Raw genomic sequence first — 24,159 nt, forward strand, 5'->3', positions numbered from 1 at the left:
ATCGTGCCAAAACTAAAATTGTTGTCCTATAATAAAATGGGTTTCCCATCCATTAGCCTGATTTGTTCCCGGAATAGGATCAAAACCATACCCAAAATCTATACCTAATAACCCAAATGCTGGCATAAAGATACGCAAACCTGCTCCAGTAGAACGACTTAATTGGAAAGGATTAAAACTTTTAAAGCTATCATAAGAAGCTCCACCTTCCAAAAATCCTAACACATATATCGATGCAGCGGGTTTTAGTGTTATAGGATAACGAAGCTCTAACGAATATTTATTATAAATTGTTGCCCCATCAGCATCAAAATCTTGATTATTAGTTCTACTTTGTGGTGTAATAGATTGATTTGGGTATCCTCTTAATGAAATAACTTCACGACCATCAAGACTTGTAGCCCCTAATCCATCTCCTCCTAGGAAAAAACGTTCAAAAGGAATATTACCTCTATTGCTATTATATGCACCTAAAAAACCGTACTCTGCTTTTGTTTTTAGAACCAAAGGCTTTTTTCCAATATTTACTAAACTTGTGTACCAAGTACCATCAAATTTTAGCTTATAGTATTCTAGCCACTTAAAACGCTCCTGATCGATTTCTCCAATCTCTGTGCCTATTTCAGCACTTCTTACAAGATCTCTCGAATTACTATTGTCTAGATTACTTCTTTCTTCTTCTAAAGCATCTCTACGATCTTTTAAGTCACTGTAGTCTACGCCATCAAAAAGAGAGTAGGGTACAGAAAGTTTAGCAACAAGATTAAATTCTGATCCACCTGTTGGGAAAATAGGGTTTACTGTAGTGTTGTTTCTATTGATTCCTATAGTGTAGGATAAATCATTAGAAGATCCATTACCAAAAGTAAATAATCGAGTGTTATAGTTTTTAAGATTATAATGTCTTACACTAATAGCTTGAGATAATGTAAAGTAGTTATCTGGCCAATTTAATCTTTTAGCTATACCTATTGACCCACCAGTAATAAGAAATTTACTATCTCTGTCTACTCTACGTGTTCTGTTATTAAGCAAGAACTGGATCGTATGAGAAAATGAGGTAGAGAGTTGATATGGTCTTTTTCCTCCTAACCATGGTTCTACAAAAGAAAGACTATAGGTTTGAAAGAATCTACTAGCTTGGGCCCTTATTCTAAGCGTTTGCCCATCTCCCATGGGTAGAGGGCTATAAGATTCTTTGTTAAAAATGTTACGTATTGAGAAATTGCTAAAAGCTAATCCCAGAGTCCCTACAAAACCACCTCCGCCAAAACCTCCCTGAAGCTCAATTTGGCTGGATCCTTTTTCTACTACAGGGTAATTAATATCAATAGTTCCTGCCTGAGGATTTGCATTTTTAAATTGTGGTTCAAGTTGTTCTGGATCAAAAAATCCTAACTGACCCAATTCACGAACAGTTCGTACCACAAGATCTTTACTATAGCGTTGACCCGGTCTGGTTCTAAGTGTTCTGTAAATTACATGATCATTTGTTTTATCATTTCCGGTAACGGTAATGTGGTCAAAATAAGTCAGCTTTCCTTCACGAACTCTGATTTCAAAATCAAGAGTATCATTATATACTTTTGTTTCTACAGCATCAATAGAAGAAAATAAATATCCGTTATTTTGATATAAATTAGTAAGATCATCTGCATCGGGCTTACTATTATCAGCAATTTGTTTTTCTAAAAGAACACCATTGTACACATCTCCTTTTTTGATAACAAGTTGTCGGGCTAATTCTCGGTCGGTATATACACTATTACCTAGAAATGTGATATTACCAAAATAATATTTATTACCTTCTTCAAGATTAAGATTAAGCGATACGCTATTATCATCTTCTACAATCAAGCTGTCAGAGGTAATACGAGCGTCTCGATATCCTTTTTCTTTATATTTTGTAATAATATTATCTTTATCCTCCTCGTAATCTGCTCGGATATATTTTGATCGTTTCCAGAATCTTAAAAATTTCTTACGCTTGGTGTTTTTCATTGCTCTGCGCACCTTGGCATCAGAAAGTTGCTCGTTTCCTTCTATGTTGATTTTATCAACTTTAACCCGATCTCCTTTGTCGATCAAAACTACCATGTTTACCTTGTTGCTTACAACGGTATCTTTAACAGGAATGGTGTTGATAACAACTTTAGTATTCAGAAATCCGTCTTTTTTATACTTATTAGCAATAAAATTACGAGTTGTAGTTATTAGATTTTCTGTAACCTTTGCTCCTTTGGTTAATCCATTATCTTTAATTAACTCTTCAGATTTACGCTTTTTAATTCCTTGAATACGGGCTTCGTTTAACTCAGGTACTTCTTGTATGTTAATTTCGAGATCAGCAACATCTCCTTCTACATTACTAATGTAAAAGTTAATATCACTAAATAATTCGAGATCCCATAATTTCTTAATGACTTTACTTATTTTATCTCCAGGAAGAAAAATACGTTCTCCTTTTCTAAGGCCGGTAAAAGTAATTACTGTATTTTCATTGTAACTGGTAATCCCGGTAACTTTAATATCCCCAATAATATATTCTTTCCCGTTAGCACCAGGTAAATTTTGTGCAGAAAGTGATGTTGATATTAATAAGGCGAGTAACGTAAAATACGTAATAGGTAGTTTTTTTGTCATTTCTTTAACTGAGCTGCTCACTAGTTTTTCCAAATCTTCTTTCTCTTTTTTGATAATTGTATATGGCCTCAAATAAATCGGCTTTTTTAAAGTCCGGCCATAAAATTTCTGTAAAATATAATTCTGCATACGCAATTTGCCATAATAAAAAATTACTGATACGTTGTTCCCCACTGGTACGTATCAATAAGTCTACATCGGGCAGGTCTTTTGTATACAAATGCTCATTAATGACTGATTCATTTATAAGATGTGGCGAAATTACACCATTTTTAACTTTAATACTTATTTCTTTGATAGTTTTTATAAGCTCTTCTCTGCTTCCATAGCTTAGCGCTAGAGTAAGTGTCATATGTGTATTGGATTTGGTCTTTTCGATAACTTCTAAAAGTTCTACTCTTGCTTTTTCGGGAAGCGACTGCAAGTTTCCAATAGCATTAAGTTTAATATTATTATCCTGAAGTGTTTTGATTTCCTTTTTTAAGGAATTCACCAAAAGTTTCATTAAGGTGTCTACTTCAAGTTTTGGTCTGTTCCAGTTTTCTGTAGAGAAAGCATATAATGTAAGATATTTAACGCCTATTTCGGCACTGCTTTCTACAGCTTCTTTAACAGCTTTAGTTCCGTTTTCGTGACCAACGGCTCTAAATAGACCTTTCTTTTTGGCCCATCGCCCATTACCATCCATAATAATGGCAACGTGCTGTGGGATATTAGAGTTTAATTGTTTTTTATCAATCATTTTTAGAAAGCACAAAAACATGGTATTCTACCCCAGGTATACGATATTGTTATACCTGTAAATACATACCAGTCATTGTTATTTAAATTACCAAATCCTGTTCCATATCTATCATCAGGATTACTGCCGTCAAGGTTATCAGTAAATGTGTATCTGGCACCTATTTCTGCACCAAAAACAAAATTTCTACCTAATGTTTTTTTAATCCCTAAAACCATAGGGATCGCGAAACTCCATTTATCTGCATATGCGTCGATTTGATTATTCGCATCTACAGCTAATGCACCATAATTAAATGTCGTAATTCCTGTATATAGATAAGGGGTAAATTGGGATTCGCCGTCGTAAAGATACCAATCCCAGAAATTAAATTCCATTCCTAGCGATATTTCTTTTACAGAATTGCTAAAACTTAGTCCTCTTTGTTTTCTTCTATCATCTCCTTTATCGTCATTAGCATTGAGTTTGGCATATAAAAATGAAGCTCTAAAAGCATGTCGTTTACTTCGATTCCATTTTCCGATAGCTCCAAAAGCGACATTATTAGGTAAAATATAGTATGTAGATCCTACATCTCCTATATAGTTAGCTCCTCCAGCCATCAAACCTACTTCGTAAGTTTGTGATGCGATTGGTTGTACAAAAAATACAACAATTATAAGTGATGCTAAGTATCTCATAGATTTTCAAAAGTTTGCAAATATAACAATTAAGTTTAGTACACAAGAATTTGAGTAAAATAGTATGAATAAAAAACACTTTTTAGCACATTTTATTGTTCAATTGCGTTTATCTTCCCCCCAAAGCATCTTTTTACGCAATGTTTTTAGAAAGCTTTCGTCTTGCAGAACTACCATATTAATTTTGAATGGAGCTTTTTTGATAACTACTGTGGCTTCATTTGGTAGTGTGTGTATTCTTGAGTCTAAAGAAATTAAGTAGGTATCTTCTCTTCCCGAAACCTGTAATTTAATTTCTTGATTATCTGGTATAACAAGGGGTCTTACATTAAGATTATGAGGAGCGATAGGAGTTAGTACCATGCTTTCTGCGTCAGGCATCATTACTGGGCCGCCACAACTTAATGAGTATCCTGTAGAGCCGGTAGGAGTAGAAACAATTAGGCCATCTGCCCAATATGAAGTAAGAAATTCATTATTAAGAGTGGTGTGAACAGTAATCATAGAAGTTGTATTTCTTCGACTTACTGCAATCTCATTCATTGCAAAGTTTAATACTCCAAATTCTTCTGTTGCAGGTAAAGTTTCTACCGTTACGAGGCTTCTTGAAGAAATATAAAACTTTTTGTCAAGGATGAGCGCTATAGTGTCCTTAATTTCTTCTTTTTGAATGGTTGCTAAAAAGCCTAATCTTCCGGTATTGATCCCTGCAATTGGGATCCCTAAATCTCGAACATAGGTGATCGTTTTGAGAATAGTACCGTCTCCTCCAATACTAAAAAAAAGATCATACGATGTGTCCAGTTCTTCAAAAGTGCTAAAATGAGAATATGTTTTATCTATTTCATCATGAAGATTTATTAATTCAAGAAAATTTTTCTCAATTACAACTTCTACACCATTTTTGTCAAGAGTCTCTAATAACTGTTGAATATAGATTCCCGAATTTTTATGATAGAACTGCCCGTATATACCGATCTTCATTATGATTTGATTTGTGTTATTAGTATTATAGATTAGGTAAACTGTCCTATATATTAAGGTATTTTGCTAAATATTGAGATCTTTCTTTAAGATTTGTTAAAAATGTATCTTCCTGATGTCTTGAAACGATGTTATAGCTATATCTTCTAAATGTTTGTACAATATTATTAATATCACTATCACTAATCTTTAATGTTATTTGGGCGACATCATTTTTCATATTTGATATAAATAAACCTAATACTTTGGCATTATTTGATTCTACAATTTGTGAAATTTCACTAAAAGAATAATCCAGAACTCCTTTTTCTACTATTAAAATATTACCAGGTTCACTAAGAAACGGAGTTTCGTTAAAAAGGTTCATGATATCACCAAGTTCAAAAAAGCCTAAATAACTATTATCATCATCAAGTACAGGCATAATGTTAGAGTTACTCTGTGCAAAAGCTTCTAGAATATCCAACCAGTTATCACCTTTTCTTACATAAAACCCTTCGAGGGCATATTGATATGCATCCAAAGTTTTGTCAGTTTCAAAACATCGGATATCTGCTTCAGAAATGCATCCTAAATATATATTCTGTTTTATTACAGGAAAATGGGTATAGGTAAGTTCATTAAATAGTAGTTGTGCCTCTGTTACTTTGACAGTCACATCAAGAGGTTCTATTTCATTAACTATGTACAAATTCGTTTTCATAACTTTTAGGGGCTATATTATGCAAAATAATCAAAAAATATACAATCAAGGCGTTCTCAACTTTGTATTTTTGCTTTTTTAGTAAAAGACATCAAAAACCATGACAAAGTTAAGTGTTAACGTTAATAAAATTGCAACTTTACGTAATTCAAGAGGGGGGAATACTCCTAATTTAATACAAGTAGCCACCGATATTCAGCATTTTGGAGGAGAAGGAATTACAATACACCCAAGACCAGATGAAAGGCATATACGATATCAAGATGCATATGATTTAAAGCCAATTGTACATACAGAGTATAATATAGAGGGAAATCCTATTCCTAAGTTTATAGAGTTGGTATTAGCTGTTAAGCCAACACAGGTTACTTTGGTGCCTGATGCAGAGGATGCTATAACGAGTAATGCAGGTTGGAATACAAAAAAACATGAAAGTTTTTTGAAAGAAGTGATATCAGAGTTTAAGCGTAATGATATTAGAACCTCAATATTTGTAGATCCCGTTTCTGAGATGATAGAAGGTGCTGTAAGTACAGGGGCAGATAGAATTGAATTGTATACCGAAGAATTTGCTTCAGAATACGCAAAAGGAAATTTGAAAGCAATACAGCCTTATTCGGATTGTGCTCAACAGGCAATTGACCTTGGGATCGGAGTAAATGCAGGTCATGATCTCTCTTTGGATAATATTAAGTTTTTCAAAGAAAATATCCCTGGTCTTCTCGAGGTTTCTATTGGGCATGCTTTGATAAGCGAATCGATATATCTGGGGTTAGAGAATGTAGTTAATATGTATTTACATCGACTAAAATAAAACTGTAGATATGAAGTTACATGCAAACGTTTTTGGCGAAGGGCAACCTTTTATAATTCTTCATGGGTTTTTAGGAATGGGAGATAACTGGAAGACACTTGGGAAGAAAATCTCTGAACAAGGATTTCAGGTTCATTTGGTAGATCAACGAAATCATGGTAGAAGCCCTCATAGCGATGAGTTTAGTTATGATATACTTGCAGATGATTTAGCGACGTATTGCGAAGAGTACCATTTGCAGAACTGTAATATTTTGGGACACTCTATGGGAGGGAAGACAGTAATGCTTTTTGCTTCAAAATATTCTGATTTGATTGATCGTTTGATTGTAGCCGATATAGGACCAAAATATTATCCATTACATCACCAGGATATTTTAGACGGGTTAAGTGCTTTGGATTTTGAAATTTTAAAATCCAGAGGAGAGGTGGATCATGAGTTAAGTATGTATGTGCCTGATACAGGTGTAAGAATGTTTCTTCTTAAAAATCTGTACTGGAAAGATAAGGGAGTTCTCGGATTGCGAATGAATTTGGAGGCCTTGATGAAAAATGCTCACGAAATAGGAGTAGAACTACCAGAAAAATATAGTTATTCTGGACATACTCTCTTTCTAAAAGGAGAACGATCTAATTATATTTTGGATGAAGATGAACCCAGAATAAAAAAACAATTCCCTAATTCAATAATCGCAGAAATTTCAAACGCGGGTCATTGGTTGCATGCCGAAAACCCGGCGAATTTTTTGGAAGAAGTGTTAGAATTCGTCAAAAAATAAAGAAAAAATGCTATGTATGCATAATATTTTGATGATTTCGTTGGATAATTGGTATTTTCTATTAAATTTGGAAAATCAAATTTTAATATAGAACTTATCTAAACTTTTTGTTTACCTACGAATTTTACATTTTGGCCTCTAAATTCTTGTGTCTTTACCATAATATGGCGTGGTGATGCCTTCATGAAACCTTTTATTCTAGATTAACTGCCAAAATTTTTTACTCACAAACAAAAAAGTAGACAAGTTCATTCTAACATAACAAACAATACTAAATTAATTATGAGAAAACTTTTATTATTTATTCTGTTCGTCTCGGTAACTTTGGTTACGTATGCAGGCGGATATAGAGTTAGTGTGCAAGGACAAAGAGCTGTTGCCATGGGGCATACTGGAGTAGCGGTGGTGAATAGTGCTGAGTTGGTATTCTTTAACCCTGCGGGTCTTGTGTACTTAGAAAATAAATTAAACGTAAGTGTTGGTGTAAGTGGGATTTTTACAGATGTAATATATCAAAATCGAGAATTAGGTACTTCTTCAGAAACAGATAGTTCTGTGGGAACTCCTCTTAATTTATATGGCTCTTATAAAGTAAATGACTGGATGTCTATTGGTTTAGGAGTATATACTCCTTTTGGTAGTGAAGTAGAGTGGCCAACAAACTGGGCTGGTTCTCATTTGGTAAATAATATTGAATTGGCAGCAATTTATATACAGCCAGTGGTGTCGTTTAAGATTTCTGATCAATTTAGTATCGGGGGAGGACCTATTTATGTTACCGGCTCTGTGAATTTTAATCGTAATGCTAGTAGAACAACAACCGATCTAGAAGGTAACCGTTCTAATATTACGGTCGACGATTCTGGAGTTACCAATTGGGGATGGAGTATAGGTGCAATGTTTAATCCTACCGAAGATTTGCATATAGGATTTAGTTATCGTAGTGAGATTATTATGGAAGTTGAAGGAGGAGAAGCTACGTTTTCGAATTTTCCAAATTCTCCTGCAACACCTGCTAATGGAACTACGACTTTTAATGCAGAGTTACCGTTGCCAGCAGAACTTACTCTAGGGCTTTCATACGAATATAAGAAATGGGTATTTGCATTTGATTATAATAGACAATTCTGGGATGTATATAAGTCGCTGGATCTTACCTTTGGTAATGGCTCTAGTTCGGTGAACCCTCGTAATTATAAGAATTCTTCGGTATACCGACTTGGATTGCAGTATCAGGCAACAGATAAAATCACTCTAAGAGCTGGATATTACCGTGATGAAACTCCGGTGCAACCAGGTTATTTTGCTCCAGAAACTCCTCGTAACGACTCTGATGGATTTACTGGTGGTTTAAGTTTTGCCGTAACACCTAAGCTAGCTATTGATGCTTCGTTCTTTTACTTGAGATTTGAAGAGGTAGATGCTTCTTATGATTTTGGTACAAACTCGACTGGCGGTAGAGAATCTTTTGGAGGAACATATAAATCCAGCGCATTTGCTCCTGGACTTGGTTTAACTTATAAAATGTAATAAAGATGATGAGGAAAAATATAAAATACTTAGCGATTCTTGCATTAGGAATAATAGCATGTGAACCAGAATTTGATAACCCGATTGATGAGGCAGGAACGTATACAAGTGGAGAAGCTGATTTTAGTAACTATGTAGCATTGGGGAACTCGCTTACAGCAGGTTTTGCTGATGGAGCGTTATATATAACAGGACAGGAAAATTCGTATCCTAATATACTATCTAAGCAATTTGTATTTGCGGGTGGTGGAGATTTTACGCAACCTTTAATGTCGGATAATACAGGAGGGTTTAGTAATGATCCGGTTACCTTCCCTCCGAGATTTGTGTTGGTATTTGATGCAGATGGTAAGCCGGTTGGTCCAGCAACATATACAGGAGCAGTACCTTCAACTGACTTCACGAATAATCTAGCCAGTTCTTTCAATAATATGGGAGTTCCCGGAGCAAAAAGTTTTCATTTGGCTGCACCAGGATATGGTAATGTAGCAGGAGTGTCAAGTGGTTCTGCGAATCCTTATTTTGCAAGATTTGCTTCTTCTGCAACAGCAACGGTTGTAGGAGATGCTGTAGCTCAAAACCCTACGTTTTTTAGCTTATGGATAGGAAATAATGATATACTTAGCTATGCTACTTCTGGAGGTGTAGGCGCAGATAATAATGAAGTGCCTAACACTGATCCGTCTACTTATGGTCCAAATGATATTACAAATACTACTGTGTTTGCAGGAGTTTATAGTCAATTAATTGATGCACTTACTGCAAAAGGAGCTAAGGGAGTGTTGTTAAACTTACCAAGTGTAACTTCTATACCATTTTTTACAACGGTTCCTTATGCGCCATTAAGTCCTTTGAATCCAGATTTTGGACCACAAATACCTACGCTTAATGCAACCTATGCGGGATTAAATCTTGCGTTTGCAGGTATTGGTGTTCCAGAAAGAGCGATAGAATTTTCTACTACCGGAGCAAGTGCTGTGGTAATTAAAGATGAGTCGCTTGATAATAAAACGGCACAATTGACTGCGGCTTTAACGCCTACATTTGGAGCGGCAAAAGCAGCCCTTTTTGGTGCGCAATACGGTCAGGCAAGACAAGCTACAGCAGAAGATTTGTTAGTACTTACAAGTTCTAGTATTATCGGAAAACTTAATGAGGCTAGGTTTGCAGAATTAGTTGGTTTAGGTTTGTCTCAGGAAGAAGCAGGACAATTAGCAGTTAATGGTGTTAGTTTTCCTTTAGAGGATAAGTATGTGTTAATACCTGCAGAACAAACAGCTATAGAAAATGCTCGTACAGGATTTAATGCTACTATTGCGGGCCTTGCTACGGCTAAAGGATTAGCGTTTTATGACGCTGCAGCCGATTTGGCACAAGCTGCAAACGGAGGTATTCCTATTGATGGAGGAATGATTACATCAGAATTTGTTAGAGGTGGAGGATTCTCATTAGATGGGGTGCACCCAACACCAAGAGCTCATGCTTTGATAACCAATGGAGTATTAGATGCTATTAAAGCTACTTATGGAGCTAACTTGCCAAGGGTTAATCCTGCAGATTATGGTACAGTTACCTTAAGTAATGATGTTAATTAAGATACTAATTGTATCAGATATATCTAAATATGCCAGGATAAATTATTTATCCTGGCATATTTTATACTTTTTTAATTTAGTTTATATATTTTGTAGGTATTATTTTTGTCTTTCACAATATATTTACCTTTAGGTAATTGATTAATAATATTAATTTCATCTAGCTTGTTTTGGGTTTTGCTTTCCTGAATTAAGAGGCCTTCAAATGAAAAAACTTTGAAATTATTTTGATTTAATTGATATGTTAAATTATTCATTGATGAAATTAGATTCATATTTGTGTTGGAATAACTTCCTATAGTTTGTTTTTGAATTGTTTTTATTGTCTCTCCTGCTAACTTAGAATTGGAACTATATTTGAAAGAGAAAACAATAATATTATCAGAATCAGTTTCATTAGATTCTTGTACCTGATTGTTGTAGTCTATATGGCCATAAACATAGTAGGTTCCATTGTTGACTAGATTTAGACCTCCAATAAATGATCCTACATTATATGTAACTGATACTGTTTCCGGAGTATTGGGATTAACGGATCCGACATCTGTAGTAAACATTCCATAAACTGGATGCTGATTTGCAATTGGATATGCATCTGAGTTAATGGATGCTAAAAATTGGGTATTGGATGAATTCGCAAGACCTGCGTCATTATTGTTGATGGTTATTTCAAATACTGCATTCTTATCTTTTTTCAGAATGGGTACCTGTCCATTAAAAACATTGTAAGTGGTATTGTCAACCTTGATTTTGAGACCACTAATTTTTAGATTTGGTTTAGCATTATTGTCAATGTCGTCACAAACATCTCCAATACCATCGTTATCTGAATCTGACTGATCAGAATTACTGTTTAAAGGGCAATTGTCTGAGGAATCATTAACTCCATCATTGTCATCATCTGCATCGCAGGCATCTCCTGTACCATCATTATCTGTATCTATTTGTGAAGGATTGGAGGTGCTAGGGCAATTGTCACATAAATTTCCTTTTCCATCGTTATCTGAATCCAGTTGATTGGGATTTGCAGTGTTTTTGCAATTGTCAATTGAGTTATCTACACCATCATTATCGTTATCAGTTGTATATCCATTTAAATCTTCGGGACCTATTGTTTTGAAAAAACAGCTTGTTGCTAATGGGTTGAATACATGAAAGCGATAAAGACGAAATTCAAATTGTATTTTAGGTCTAGATTTTGGAGATAAATACAAAACTTTTGATCTGTAATTAAAAATTGCATTATTTCCACTAAAGAATTCATCGTTACCTCCGATGATTTCTGTTTCCCAGTTACTTGTAGGAACTGAGTTATTGTCTAACGTTCTATATTTTATTACAAATGCTCCGAGTCTGTTATTAGCTACGTCACTATTAAAAAATCCATTGTTGTTAAATGTAATGTTAAAAACTTGACCGCCATCTGTTCTTGGTCCGGCATATTCAAATTTTAGATTGTTATAGGCAGATGAACATTGGGAGGAAACTGTTTGTTGAAACAATAATAAAAAAAAGTAAATTTTAAGATTATTTTCATGATGTATTTGGTTTTAAGATTTATATAAAATTACTATATTTCACATGTTTTATTATTGTGGGCGACTCTCAAACTTTTTACGGGTTTTAGTGAAAAAAAATGGTAAAAAAAGAAGTATGAATTTTATTCTTAAACTTATTTTAAATGCATTAGCAGTACTCCTATTAGCTAAAATCCTGCCGGGAGTCGGAGTCGATAATTATGTTAGCGCATTAATAGTTGCAGCTGTTTTGGCAATTTTGAATACAATTGTAAAACCTTTACTGATTATTTTAACACTCCCAGCTACAATACTTACTTTGGGGTTGTTTCTTTTAGTTATTAATGCAGCAATTATTTTATTGGCAGATTATTTTATAGCTGGTTTTAGTGTAAATGGATGGTTGTGGGCGCTGATCTTTAGTGTCTTGTTATCTGTGTTTCAATCAATACTACATTCTATTTTAAAGAAAGACGAAAATTAATGTAACGCTTACTGTTTTTCAAGGAGTTAAAAATTTGTTGTGATCTAAAAAAGTATTACTTTTGCAAGCCAATTTTTAGAGTAAACGTAGAGATAATGAATATTTCAAAAGAGCAATTAGACGAATTAAATGCAGTGGTAACCGTAGATATCGCTAAAGAAGACTATAGTGATAAGGTCGAAAAAATCCTTAGTGATTATCGTAAAAATGCTAACATTCCTGGTTTTAGAAAAGGTCACGTTCCTATGGGACTTGTTAAAAAACAATACGGAAAAGCAGTTTTGGTAGATGAAGTAAATAAACTGTTACAAGATGCATTAAATAAGTATCTTACAGAGGAAAAACTTGATGTATTAGGAAATCCATTACCAAAGGAACAGGAGAACTTTGACTGGGATACCGATGATTACTCTTTCGAATTCGAACTTGGATTAGCTCCAAAATTTGAAGTAAAGCTTAATGGTAAAAAAGCGATCACTCACTACAAAATTGTAGCGAATGATGAGATGATCGATAATCAAATCAAAACCATCCAGAAACAATATGGAAAGCTTATATCTAAAGATGTTGTAGAGAAAGATGATTTGGTAGCTGGTTCTTTTGTAAATGAAGAAAAAGAAATTGATAATGCATTTACTGTTTCTTTAGATAAAATTAAAGGTAAAAAGAATCTTGATAAATTTATAGGAGCAAAAGTAGGTGATGTTATCAAGTTAAAAACAAAAGGATTGTTTGCCGATGATCACGATTTGATAAGTGCTTTAAAAATAAACCATGATGAAGCACACGACCTTAATATAGAAGTAGCTTTTACAGTTTCAGAAATAAATACTCAGGAACTTGCAGATTTAGATCAGGAATTATTCGATAAACTATATGGTGCAGGTGTTATAAAATCGGTTACTGATCTGAAAGAAAAAATAAAAGAAGATGCCGAACGTCAATTCGAGCAACAGTCAGAACAACAACTGCTTAATGATATTACTGAAAACGTTTTAGAGAATACTAAATTTGATCTCCCTAATGAGTTTTTGAAGAAATGGATTAGAGCAACTGGTGAGAAACCTTTGACAGAAGATGAAGCAAAGGACGAATTTGAAAAAAGTGAAAAAGGATTACGTTATCAATTGATCGAAGGTAAAATAATTAATGACAATAACCTTCAGGTAACTTTTGAAGAATTGAAAGATTTTGCAAAAGAGTTAATTAAAGGTCAGATGGCTCAATTTGGGCAAAATTCTCCAGAAGATAAAGAGCTAGAGGATATTGCAGCAAGAATATTATCCAATCAAGAAGAGGTTAAAAGAATCTCTGAACAATTGATGAGTAAAAAGCTACTTAATTATTATAAAGAAAATGCAAAGCTAAAGATAAAAGAGGTTAGTTTTGATGAATTCATAAAAGAAGTTTACAAATAATTAATGTTGTAATTTACTAAGGAATTATACTTATATTTAGGGCGTTAAACTATCTTTGGGTTAACGCCTTTTTTATCAATAAAAATTTCAGAAAAAGAAATATGGATTACGGAAAAGAATTCGAAAAATACGCTACTAAGCATCATGGTATTAATAGCAACTATTATAACCAGATCGTTAGTAGTATGTATCCAACCGGGATGACTCCTAATATCATAGAAGAGCGTCAAATGAATATTGCTATTTTTGATGTTTTTTCGAGGTTAATGATGGATCGTATTATATTTTTAGGAACCGGGATTAATGATCAGGTTGCTAATATTGTTCAGGCCCAATTGTTATTTCTCGAAAGTGTAGATTCTTCTAAAGATATTCAGATTTATATCAATTCTCCAGGAGGAAGTGTCTATGCAGGCCTTGGTATTTATGATACAATGCAATTTATCAAACCAGATGTAGCTACTATATGTACAGGTATGGCCGCATCTATGGGAGCTGTATTATTATGCGCAGGACAAAAAGGAAAACGTTCTGGATTGCCACATAGTCGCGTTATGATTCATCAACCATTAGGAGGTGCTCAGGGACAAGCAAGTGATATAGAAATTACTGCACGTGAGATTTTGATATTAAAAGAAGAATTATATAAAATTATTGCCAAACACTCCGGACAAACCTACGATAAAGTATACGAGGATAGTGATAGAGATTATTGGATGAAAGCAGATAAAGCTCTAGAGTATGGAATGATTGATGAGATTTTGACTAGAGAATGATGTGATTTTTCTTGTTAGTTAGGGGATTTTTCCCTTATACTTGTATGTATATACGAAAACAAGAGAAGTTTTTATGAAAATGAAAATAAATAACTATGGCTAAGGAAGATTTAGAATGCTCTTTTTGTGGAAGAAAGAAGCCTGAAACCAATTTACTTATTGCAGGGTTAGATGCCCATATTTGTGATCGATGTATTGTTCAGGCGCATGGAATTGTGGTGGAAGAAGCTAAAGATGAAGAAACGGGTGAGCTTAGTAGCGAATTAATGTTACGAAAGCCTATGGCTATCAAGAAGTTTTTGGATGAGTATATAATAGGGCAGGAGTTTACAAAAAAAGTAATGTCTGTAGCAGTATATAATCATTATAAACGCTTATTGCAACCACAAACAGAAGATGATATTGAGATTCAAAAGAGTAATATCATTATGGTAGGGCAAACGGGTACCGGAAAAACATTAATGGCTAAGACCATTGCCAAAATGCTTAACGTTCCATTAGCTATTGTAGATGCAACTGTACTTACCGAAGCAGGTTATGTGGGCGAAGATGTAGAAAGTATTCTTACACGACTACTTCAGGCTGCAGATTATAATCTTGAGAAGGCACAACGTGGTATTGTATTTATTGATGAGATAGATAAAATAGCTCGTAAAAGTGATAATCCTAGTATTACCAGAGATGTTTCTGGAGAAGGAGTGCAACAAGCTTTACTTAAGTTACTAGAAGGAACTGTAGTAAATGTTCCGCCAAAAGGTGGGCGTAAGCATCCAGATCAAAAATTTATCGAAGTAAATACCGAAAATATTCTTTTTATAGCAGGTGGTGCTTTTGATGGGATCGAAAAAATGATTCAGAAACGATTAAATATGCAGGCTGTTGGATATAGTGCCTCTAAAAGTGAAGACGCTATAGAGAAAGATAATCTGTTACAGTATATCATTCCTAGAGATTTAAAAGATTTTGGATTGATTCCTGAGATTATTGGTAGACTTCCTGTGCTTTCCTATATGAATCCTTTGGATGAGCAAACCCTTAGGTCTATTTTAACAGTTCCTAAAAATGCCATAATAAAGCAATATAAGAAGTTGTTTGAAATGGATAATATTGGCTTCTCAATTACTGATGGTGCATTAGAATATATTGTAGAAAAGGCTCTTGAGTATAGATTGGGCGCAAGGGGTCTTAGATCACTTTGCGAAGCAATTTTAACAGATGCAATGTACGAACTGCCAGAAAGCGAAGAAACAGAGTTTAGAGTAACTAAGGATTATGCCGAAAAGAAGCTTAATAAGTCTACGATTAAAAAGCTTAAGGCGGTCTCTTAAAGTAAAAGAAAAAAGCTTTACATAAAAAAAACACCTTTATAAATTTATAAAGGTGTTTTTTGTTGGTTGATTAGTTGATAATATATTTATTCTGTATATGATATTCGATCCTTATTGTTGGTAATGATATCTTCTGTATTTTTTAATACAAGATCACTGTTGTTAAGGTATATTTCTAAACCATTTTGTCGAATTAAAGCTTCATAAAATGTTGCTTTAGAAATTTCACTATAACAAGTGTCTTCTTCTAATGTATTTTCTGTTTTTAAAGCCCTTGTAGAAGAAGAAACATCAGTAGTAGTCTCTTTTGAAGTTACATCAGCCGTTTCATTGGCATTAGTAATATGATTTTCGGTTTTGATTTCTTGTGCGTTAATTCCTATGGTTAGCAGTAATAAAGTAATGCAAGATATCGTAGTTTTCATATTTTGGGGCTTTGATATATTTAATAACTATCTGAGGACAAATTTAATATGAAAATGAGAGCCTAAAAAATGATTTGATATTTTTTAGATCAAACGCTTTTTTTGAACGATGAAATACTAATTTTTTTGTTAAAAACGACAATTCTTACATAGTTTTTTTACGGTTAAACCGTAAAAATTTATATTTTAATTTATGTTTTTTATAGAAAAAAGATCGATTTAGAAACACTTAACTATTTCTTAATCAAGGAGAATAAGAACTCACATTATTTAGGGCAATTAGTTCGTTAATATACGTTCGTTTATTAGAAAGTCTTGGGACTTTATGTTGCCCACCCAGCTTATTATTCTTTTTCAACCAATCATAGAATAGATTTTGTCTTGCAATACGTATATGAAGGATGTTAAGAGTTGTATTGTTATATCTTTTGGCCTCATAATCACTATTTACCTGTTGCAGATTTTGATCGAGAATATAAGTAAATTCTTTAATGTCTTCGGGATGCTTTTTAAATTCAATGATCCACTCATGTGCGCCTTTTTCTCGTTCTTTCATAAAAATTGGCGCCACAGTATAATCTACAATCTCACTATTAGTGATTTTGGTTGTTTTTCTAAGTGCTTCTTCTGCATTTTCGATAATAAGCTCTTCTCCAAAGACATTAATATGATGTTTGGTTCTTCCTGATACCTTGATTCTATATGGGTCTGTAGAGGTAAATCGAATAGTATCTCCAATTTTATAGCGCCATAATCCAGCATTAGTTGTAATGATAATAGCATAGTTTTTCCCAACCTCTACTTCGCTTAGCGGGATCACTTTTTCAGTTTTGGTGCCATAGGTATCCATTGGTATAAACTCATAAAAGATCCCGTAATCTAGCATCAATAGTAACTCAGAAGAATTGTTATGATCTTGGATAGCAAAGAAACCTTCAGAAGCATTATATATTTCGTAATATTTAAAAGAGTTTCTGGGTAAAATTTTGCTGTATTGGTCTTTATAGGGTTCAAAACTTACTCCACCATGAAAATATACTTCGAGATTATTCCAGATATCGAAAATATTCTCATTTCCTGTCATTTCCAGCACTTGATTAAGTAAAACCAACATCCAAGAAGGAACGCCTGCTAAACTGGTTACATTTTCCTGAATGGTTTCATTAACAATAGCCTTCATTTTATACTCCCAATCACTCATTAATGATACTTCGTTACTGGGAGTAGAGCTAAACTCTGCCCAAAAAGGCATATTGTCTATAATTATTGCAGATAAATCTCCAAAAGAAGTTCCGTTTTCTTTGTACAATTCTTTACTACCACCTAACCTAAGACTTTTTCCTGTAAAGAGTTTTGATTCCTCATTATTGTTAAGGTACATACATAAGAGGTCTTTACCAGCGGCAAAATGACAATCTTCTAGTGATTCTTCACTAACAGGGATGAATTTACTTTTAGAACTGGTAGTACCACTAGATTTTGCAAACCACTTAATAGGAGTGGGCCAAAAAATGTTGTGTTCACCCAAGCGACTTCTTTCGATTATCGATTCATAATCTTCATAAGACCTTATAGGTACTCTTTCTTTAAAAGTTTCATAATTACTTATAGTCGCAAAATCATAGCTTTTCCCAAATTCTGTATTCTTAGCTGTTTCTAATAGCACATGCAGCAACTCAAGCTGAACCTCGTTAGGATACTTAAGAAAAAGCTCCATTTGATGAAAGCGTTTTTTTAAGAACCAGCTGGCTATAGAATTAACTAATGGGATTGGCATTTTTTAATGTATATTTAGGCAGAAATAATGTACACCAATTCTTAATATAAGATCGGGATATATTATTTTTGTTGTTATCAATTAGAAACTAAAATAATAAAAATAATCACATTCTTCTTATTTGATTATTATATAACGAAATTTTATGCAATATCAGGGGGTGCTAACAAAAATGCAAACAGAAATTAATGATCCTATTCAGTATTATCTGGTTTTCGAATCAGATTTTATTCACATGAATCAGTTATTGGATAAAAAAGTACGAATAGAATTTGTAGGATATCAGTGTCTTGCCTGTGGTGAAAATAAAAAAATATTTAGACAAGGGTATTGTTATGATGATTTTTACAATCAACCTCAAGTCGGAGATTGGGTAATGCGTCCAGAATTAAGTACTGCACATTTAGATATTGAGGATAGGGATTTAGAATTTGAAAAAAAGGCACAGCTTCAACCACATATAGTATACCTGGCTAATTCTAGTAATGTTAAGGTAGGAGTAACCAGAAAATCCCAGGTGCCTACAAGGTGGATAGATCAAGGAGCTCATGAGGCTATAGAAATTGTTGAGGTTCCTAATCGATATTTGGCAGGTATTACCGAAGTGGCTTTAAAAGAAAAGGTGGCTGATAAAACAAATTGGCGTACTATGCTTAAAAATGAAATAACAGATGAAGACCTGATCTCTTTTAAAGACAAACTAAAAGATTTTATACCAGATGAGGTAAAAGAGTATTTTGTCGAAAATGGAAAAGAGACTCAACTTCGTTTTCCTGTACTTCAATATCCTAATACTGTAAAAAGCCTTAATCTGGAGAAAACACAAGAGTATTCTGGTGTGTTAAAAGGAATTAAAGGACAATATCTTATTTTTGAAGATAATACAGTCTTTAATGTGAGAAATAACGAAGGGTACGTGGTTAGTTTAACAATAACCTAATATGGTTCTTTTGTAATTATAGCCAATTCTTCTTTTCCGTAAATTTCACATTGTTGTAACGTACTTTTAATGTCATCAATGGTTGTTCTGGGATTTATAAGGCACATCCTAAGTACGATCTGACCTTGTAAAACTGTAGTTACCAATATTGCCTCTCTAGAATCGACTATTTTTTTAGAAATATTCTGATTGATACGATCTAATTCTTCTTCAGAAAGTTGATAACCAATAGGGTGATATCTAAAGTTAATTATAGCTAATGTAGCTGGTGATGTAATTTCCCAATATGTACTTTTTCGTAAGATATTTTCTGTTTGTTCGGCAAGATCTATATTGTATTGTATGGCTTTTCTAAAAGATTCGAGACCAAACGTTTTTAATGACATATAAAACTTTAAAGCACGAAAACGTCGGGTTAATTGAATACCATGATCATAAAAATTAATTTCAGATTCATTGCCTTCTATATCTCTTAGGTATTCTGGTTTCTCGCTAAATGTACCACTTAACCAATTATGATCTTTGACCAATAAACAACCTATCTCATAAGGCTGAAAAAACCACTTGTGTGGATCTACAGTTAGTGAATCTGCTCGCTCGATACCTTTTAAAAGCTTTTTTCCTTTATTTGCCAAAATTGCTGCACCTCCATATGCTCCATCAACGTGCATCCACAAATTTTCTTCCTGGCAGATATTTGCAATTTCATCCAGAGGATCTACAGTTCCTGTATTGGTAGTTCCTGCAGATGCTATTATGCAAAACGGTTGAAACCCTTCAAGACGATCTTTGGCAATTACATTTTTTAATTTATTTAAAGAAACTTTAAATTCTAGATCGGTAGGAATAAGTCTGATCTGCTCTTTTTTAAAGCCAATTACTTTGATTGCTTTTATGTTTGAAGAGTGAGCCTGGTCTGATAAGTAGATTATTGCTTTAGAAAAATCTTCACCACATTTTACCCTTCTGGCTGTTACCAATGCGGTAAGATTTGCCATCGAACCACCACTGGTAAATATTCCTCCTCCCATTTTTGTCGGAAACTCAAAAATCTTAAGTAACCAGTTCATAACTACTATTTCTAATTCTGCTGCTGCCGGAGATGCGGCCCAACCGCCAGAAAAAATATTAAAACCTGTAGCGATAGTATCGGCCATAGCACTTATGTAGTTACTTGGGCCAGGTACAAAAGAGTATGATTTTGGATGTGATACAATACTACTGTTCGGAATGACTTGATCCATTACAAAATCCAGAACTTCGTTTGCAGGAGTAGGGTGATCAGGAAGGTCTTCTGTTAATAAAGAATCCATTTCTTCTCTTGAAGCAATAGTTACAGGCTTTTTTGAGTTCTGAGTCTCAAAATGATCCACAATATGATCTATAATCTTATATCCATAGCTTTGCATTTCTTCTTTTGGCAAGCTTAACTTAGAGTTGAAATCGTCTTTATTCACAGCAATATAATTTTATCAGAATTGCTGACAAATATAAAAACACTTAACAGATAATTACTTGTACAAATGGTTTAAAAAATGGTATTTTGGTATAGTTTCTTTCATTCGGCTAAAAAATTGATGCCTTGAAAAATAGAAATAACAACCAGAATTATTCCTATAGTCCTAGAAAGTTTAGCTTTTGAATCGCCTGGTTGTTGTGCAATTTTATTTCCCCATCGACTATAAAAATATAATGTTCCTATTTTTCCTAAGTAAACTCCAAGAAAGAAAAGAAAAAGAGAGATGAGTGGGTTTTGAACTGTGAGTTTAAAAATATATTTGTTTACCAGTGAAATTGCTAAAACCCAGTAAATAATTACAGGAGGGTTTAATATGGCTAGAGAAAAACCAGTAAGGAATTTAGATTTGGATAGTTTTAATTTTTTGGATTTATGTTTAGTATTTATTTTATTCTTAAAAAGTAAGAAATACACGCCAATAGAAAAGAAGAGTATAATGAACGCAATTTGAATCCATTGATTTTCTCGAAAAAAATCAGATAACTCCATACTGCTGTGCAATGCAAAAAGAGCTAATAATACTTCGCCAATCCCTGCTGCTAGTGCTATGTAGGATGCGTTTTTAATATTTTCTTTGACAGAGGTATGAATAACAGCCAGATTGACTGCTCCCAGAGGTAGCGCCCCTATTACGGCGGTAACAATTCCCAAAAAGAGATATAGTACAGATAGTGTCATAAATCCTTAGTAGTTATAAACAAAGTAATCTTACAGCTAAATAAAACAATAGAAGCGGCAATTGCCGCTTCTAACCCTAAGTAAATATGATAATTTAAACACATTACTAATTTAATTTTTAAAAATTTCCGTTAACTCCTATCCTCATTTTTTTAATGACTTCTTCATAGTAGAGGATTGTCCAGATAATTTTTTCTGTATCAGCATAAGGAACTAATTCTTCGATAGTTTCTTTGGTAACTTCTAAATTTTTTTGCGTAGACTCTTTATTATTTCTAAGGATTTTTAGATGTCGTGAATCTTCTTTAATGCCAATATCACTTAGTCGTACACCAGGTTCATTAGTAAGTGATAGAAACGGGAGTATGGTCATGATCTCCTCGACTCGATCTTGGTATAGTTTTACGAGTTGGCCTTTCTTTAAGGCTTGCAGATCATTAATTGTGTGAAATTTATTGGTCTGACTCCTTTGCGTAAAGAATATGGCTTCATTTGCTTGTTGCGCATAAATCGTACTTATTGAAAGAAAGAAGATTAAGCTTGTTAATAATTTTGACATAGTGTTTGTAATATACATTTGATTTTGATTGATTTTGTACAGTAAAATCAGAGCAAACTATTTTATTATTGCATCACCATATAATTGTTTAATGATTTTTTTAACTGAAACTTTGGTACAATAGAGCTTTTGGGGTCACTAAATAAATCATTTACGCCAACAAAGCTTTCTGTAAATCTATTGTATTTTAAAATATCTAAGGCTCCGTTAATTGCTGCATTACTTGTGGTTATACCTTTACCATGAATATTAAAAAAACTATTATCCATCATAAATGCTTTTTGTATTACAGCTAAAGATGTGTATGATTTATCAAACTTAACAACATCAGAGAAACCAGATATTTTAGAGTTGTGTATGTATGTTATTGCCGAATTAGATGTAGAAATAGCTGCAGTGGTATGCTGGTAATTGGTTTTATCAGACAAGTTAACAAGAGTTGCATTAGCAATAGTAACATCTGTTATAGCATCTGGTTTGATGTAACCAAGTTCTGTATTGTATCCATCTATTTCGATAGCATATGATCCCTGGGGACTGTTGATGTATGGATGCCTTATAGCAAGAACATTCTTAATTGTCCCTCTAAAACCTTCAGAAATGTGATAATCATCATCTTGTGCTTTAAGAGAAACCAGATTCTGAATGTTATTTTTTCCTCCGTGAATATTATAAGAATCCTGACCCGAATAACTTACCATAATATCTTTTACGATAGAAGAAGTCCCTAAACCATATAGAGATAATCCATTAGATCCATTGTTTCCAGAAAATTCGATTCTTACAAATCGTAGTATTGTTGTTTCTTCATTTACGTTATTTCCACCATAAACAGAATACTGAGGGTTGAAATCACCTTCAAGTATACCACTACCCGAAACTGTATTTACTTTTCCAGATCCGGCAATAATTATACCTCCCCAATCTCCACTGTTTCGAGATTTGGGAGCTTTGCTGGATGTAAAAACGATAGGATAAGCTTTGGATCCTGCTGCAATCAATTTTGAGCCTTTAGAGATAATAAGGTTTGCAGGGTTTTCATGATCACATCGTATAATTGTTCCTTCTTGAATAGTTAAAGATGCACCATTCGTTACATATACATCACCAGACATCGAATACACAATATCATTTCTTAAATAAGTATGATCCATTATAATATTAGGTAGTTTCTCTTCAGCTTCTGGATAGTCAGTTTTATTAGGTGTAAAATTTGTCCATCCTTTGACCCATCTGTCATTATTTTCATTAAAATCTTGTGCAATAGCTAGATTAGAAATTAGTAGTAGGATAAAAGCTGTTAATAGAGAACATCTTTTTTTCATAATAGTTTATTTTGGGGTTAAACTTTATTTGGAAGAAATTTCTCTCTCCCAATTTTGGGACTACTAAGATATAAGAGTTTTAACAAAAGTGGTTACGTGTTTACCGTAGACTTTGTACGTTGGTCGTTATTTTAACTTAAATTAATAAAATATTATGAGTAAAATTCCTACATAATTATTTTATATTTTATTGATAATCAAAAAATTAACGAATGTTTATTGGATCTTCGTAAACATTAAACAACTTTATTTGGTAAATTCGTTTTTTGTTAAAAAAGGGGTGTTTCCCCCCTGTTTTAGCGCACTATTTATAAGTGATTTTTCTATTAAAAAGTGTAATTAAGAACAAAAAAAGACGATATATTACATACAATGAATATGGTTTGTAGGTAAAAAGTATTTTGAAAACCTATTTATAAAAAAAATCAGCTTATTAATTGATTATAAGCTGATTTGGTTTATGTGGATAGAAATATCTACTAATATACTGGGTTAAAAATTTCCATTAGCGCCTATTCTAACTTTTTTAATTACTTCTTCAAAATATAAAATACCCCAAATAATCTTTTCTGTATCTGCATAAGGAATAAATTCTGAAATTAAGTTTTTATTACTTTCAGTCATATCTGTAGTCATTGTATGGTGCTTGTTCAGGGATTTTAAATGATCAGAACTTTCTTTAATACCAATGTCAGACAGTTTAACACCTGCTTCATTGGTAAGAGCTAAATAAGGTAGGACAGTTATTATTTCATTAATACGATCTGTATACAGTTTAACAAGTTCCCCTTTTTTTAAATCTTCTAATTCATCTATTGTGTGAAACTTTTTGGTTAATGCCTTTTGCTCAAAAAAAACATTCTTTTTTGTTTGAGAATAATTAAGGTTGATGATAAAAAACACAAGGAAAGCGGTACTAAATAATTTCATTATTGTGATGATTT

General features: G+C 33.3%; 22 protein-coding genes. 9 read left to right on the forward strand and 13 right to left on the reverse strand.

The window, feature by feature from the left end:
• Nucleotides 1–12: 12 nt before the first annotated feature.
• The 5 genes from Z053_RS0122425 to Z053_RS0122445 form a co-directional block, all read right to left on the reverse strand.
• A complete protein-coding gene (locus tag Z053_RS0122425) occupies nucleotides 13–2,643 on the reverse strand; it encodes a BamA/OMP85 family outer membrane protein (RefSeq protein ID WP_025667205.1) in 2,631 nt (876 codons plus the stop codon).
• Nucleotides 2,644–2,647: 4 nt separating this feature from the next.
• On the reverse strand, nucleotides 2,648–3,385 hold the full coding sequence (locus tag Z053_RS0122430) for an isoprenyl transferase (protein WP_025667206.1): 738 nt from the start codon (nucleotides 3,383–3,385) through the stop codon (nucleotides 2,648–2,650).
• A 2-nt stretch (nucleotides 3,386–3,387) separates the two neighbouring features.
• A complete protein-coding gene (gene porG / locus Z053_RS0122435) occupies nucleotides 3,388–4,065 on the reverse strand; it encodes a type IX secretion system protein PorG (RefSeq protein ID WP_025667207.1) in 678 nt (225 codons plus the stop codon).
• A 99-nt stretch (nucleotides 4,066–4,164) separates the two neighbouring features.
• On the reverse strand, nucleotides 4,165–5,049 hold the full coding sequence (locus Z053_RS0122440; protein ID WP_025667208.1) for an NAD kinase: 885 nt from the start codon (nucleotides 5,047–5,049) through the stop codon (nucleotides 4,165–4,167).
• A 46-nt stretch (nucleotides 5,050–5,095) separates the two neighbouring features.
• On the reverse strand, nucleotides 5,096–5,752 hold the full coding sequence (locus tag Z053_RS0122445) for a CBS domain-containing protein (protein ID WP_025667209.1): 657 nt from the start codon (nucleotides 5,750–5,752) through the stop codon (nucleotides 5,096–5,098).
• A gap of 100 nt (nucleotides 5,753–5,852) precedes the next feature.
• Here Z053_RS0122445 and Z053_RS0122450 point away from each other — a divergent pair, with 100 nt between their 5' ends.
• The 4 genes from Z053_RS0122450 to Z053_RS0122470 all read left to right on the forward strand — a co-directional run bounded on the left by Z053_RS0122450 (nucleotide 5,853) and on the right by Z053_RS0122470 (nucleotide 10,469).
• On the forward strand, nucleotides 5,853–6,566 hold the full coding sequence (locus Z053_RS0122450; protein WP_025667210.1) for a pyridoxine 5'-phosphate synthase: 714 nt from the start codon (nucleotides 5,853–5,855) through the stop codon (nucleotides 6,564–6,566).
• Nucleotides 6,567–6,576: 10 nt separating this feature from the next.
• Nucleotides 6,577–7,344, forward strand: coding sequence for an alpha/beta fold hydrolase (locus Z053_RS0122455; RefSeq protein WP_025667211.1), 768 nt, complete (start codon nucleotides 6,577–6,579; stop codon nucleotides 7,342–7,344).
• A gap of 282 nt (nucleotides 7,345–7,626) precedes the next feature.
• Nucleotides 7,627–8,874, forward strand: coding sequence for an OmpP1/FadL family transporter (locus Z053_RS0122465; protein ID WP_025667212.1), 1,248 nt, complete (start codon nucleotides 7,627–7,629; stop codon nucleotides 8,872–8,874).
• A 5-nt stretch (nucleotides 8,875–8,879) separates the two neighbouring features.
• Nucleotides 8,880–10,469, forward strand: a complete 1,590-nt coding sequence (locus tag Z053_RS0122470; protein ID WP_316930206.1) for an SGNH/GDSL hydrolase family protein — start codon at nucleotides 8,880–8,882, stop codon at nucleotides 10,467–10,469.
• Nucleotides 10,470–10,540: 71 nt separating this feature from the next.
• Here Z053_RS0122470 and Z053_RS0122475 read toward each other — a convergent pair whose 3' ends face one another.
• Nucleotides 10,541–11,971 carry a thrombospondin type 3 repeat-containing protein gene (locus tag Z053_RS0122475; protein WP_025667214.1) on the reverse strand — a complete coding sequence of 477 codons (1,431 nt, stop codon included), beginning with the start codon at nucleotides 11,969–11,971 and terminating at the stop codon, nucleotides 10,541–10,543.
• A gap of 151 nt (nucleotides 11,972–12,122) precedes the next feature.
• Here Z053_RS0122475 and Z053_RS0122480 point away from each other — a divergent pair, with 151 nt between their 5' ends.
• From Z053_RS0122480 to clpX, 4 genes are all read left to right on the forward strand, one after another.
• Nucleotides 12,123–12,470 (forward strand): phage holin family protein, encoded by a 348-nt coding sequence (locus Z053_RS0122480; protein ID WP_025667215.1) that lies wholly within the window; start codon nucleotides 12,123–12,125, stop codon nucleotides 12,468–12,470.
• A gap of 95 nt (nucleotides 12,471–12,565) precedes the next feature.
• Nucleotides 12,566–13,888 carry a trigger factor gene (gene tig / locus Z053_RS0122485; RefSeq protein WP_025667216.1) on the forward strand — a complete coding sequence of 441 codons (1,323 nt, stop codon included), beginning with the start codon at nucleotides 12,566–12,568 and terminating at the stop codon, nucleotides 13,886–13,888.
• A 101-nt stretch (nucleotides 13,889–13,989) separates the two neighbouring features.
• Nucleotides 13,990–14,664: an ATP-dependent Clp endopeptidase proteolytic subunit ClpP gene (gene clpP, locus Z053_RS0122490; protein ID WP_025667217.1), complete on the forward strand. Its 675-nt coding sequence runs from the start codon at nucleotides 13,990–13,992 to the stop codon at nucleotides 14,662–14,664.
• Between the two features lie 95 nt (nucleotides 14,665–14,759).
• Complete coding sequence (gene clpX / locus Z053_RS0122495; RefSeq protein WP_025667218.1) at nucleotides 14,760–15,992, forward strand: ATP-dependent Clp protease ATP-binding subunit ClpX; 1,233 nt, start codon at nucleotides 14,760–14,762, stop codon at nucleotides 15,990–15,992.
• Nucleotides 15,993–16,078: 86 nt separating this feature from the next.
• Here clpX and Z053_RS0122500 read toward each other — a convergent pair whose 3' ends face one another.
• Both Z053_RS0122500 and Z053_RS0122505 read right to left on the reverse strand, forming a co-directional pair.
• Entirely contained in the window at nucleotides 16,079–16,417 is a 339-nt protein-coding gene (locus Z053_RS0122500) for a hypothetical protein (RefSeq protein WP_025667219.1), read from the reverse strand.
• A 244-nt stretch (nucleotides 16,418–16,661) separates the two neighbouring features.
• Nucleotides 16,662–18,194 carry a GH3 auxin-responsive promoter family protein gene (locus Z053_RS0122505; protein WP_025667220.1) on the reverse strand — a complete coding sequence of 511 codons (1,533 nt, stop codon included), beginning with the start codon at nucleotides 18,192–18,194 and terminating at the stop codon, nucleotides 16,662–16,664.
• Between the two features lie 145 nt (nucleotides 18,195–18,339).
• Here Z053_RS0122505 and Z053_RS0122510 point away from each other — a divergent pair, with 145 nt between their 5' ends.
• On the forward strand, nucleotides 18,340–19,134 hold the full coding sequence (locus Z053_RS0122510; protein ID WP_025667221.1) for a DUF2797 domain-containing protein: 795 nt from the start codon (nucleotides 18,340–18,342) through the stop codon (nucleotides 19,132–19,134).
• Here Z053_RS0122510 and Z053_RS0122515 read toward each other — a convergent pair.
• From Z053_RS0122515 to Z053_RS29170, 5 genes are all read right to left on the reverse strand, one after another.
• Nucleotides 19,131–20,543 (reverse strand): pyridoxal phosphate-dependent decarboxylase family protein, encoded by a 1,413-nt coding sequence (locus tag Z053_RS0122515; protein WP_051476121.1) that lies wholly within the window; start codon nucleotides 20,541–20,543, stop codon nucleotides 19,131–19,133. The genes Z053_RS0122510 and Z053_RS0122515 overlap by 4 nt on opposite strands.
• 149 nt (nucleotides 20,544–20,692) lie before the next feature.
• Nucleotides 20,693–21,331, reverse strand: a complete 639-nt coding sequence (locus tag Z053_RS0122520) for a LysE family transporter (protein WP_025667224.1) — start codon at nucleotides 21,329–21,331, stop codon at nucleotides 20,693–20,695.
• 118 nt (nucleotides 21,332–21,449) lie between these two features.
• Nucleotides 21,450–21,890, reverse strand: coding sequence for a hypothetical protein (locus Z053_RS0122525; protein ID WP_152538376.1), 441 nt, complete (start codon nucleotides 21,888–21,890; stop codon nucleotides 21,450–21,452).
• Between the two features lie 65 nt (nucleotides 21,891–21,955).
• Entirely contained in the window at nucleotides 21,956–23,215 is a 1,260-nt protein-coding gene (locus Z053_RS29165; RefSeq protein ID WP_025667226.1) for a hypothetical protein, read from the reverse strand.
• A gap of 492 nt (nucleotides 23,216–23,707) precedes the next feature.
• Nucleotides 23,708–24,145, reverse strand: coding sequence for a hypothetical protein (locus Z053_RS29170; protein WP_025667227.1), 438 nt, complete (start codon nucleotides 24,143–24,145; stop codon nucleotides 23,708–23,710).
• Between the last annotated feature and the right edge of the window lie 14 nt (nucleotides 24,146–24,159).

Origin of the sequence: Aquimarina megaterium XH134 (assembly GCF_000520975.1) — a bacterium.
Classification (GTDB): Bacteria; Bacteroidota; Bacteroidia; order Flavobacteriales; family Flavobacteriaceae; genus Aquimarina; species Aquimarina megaterium.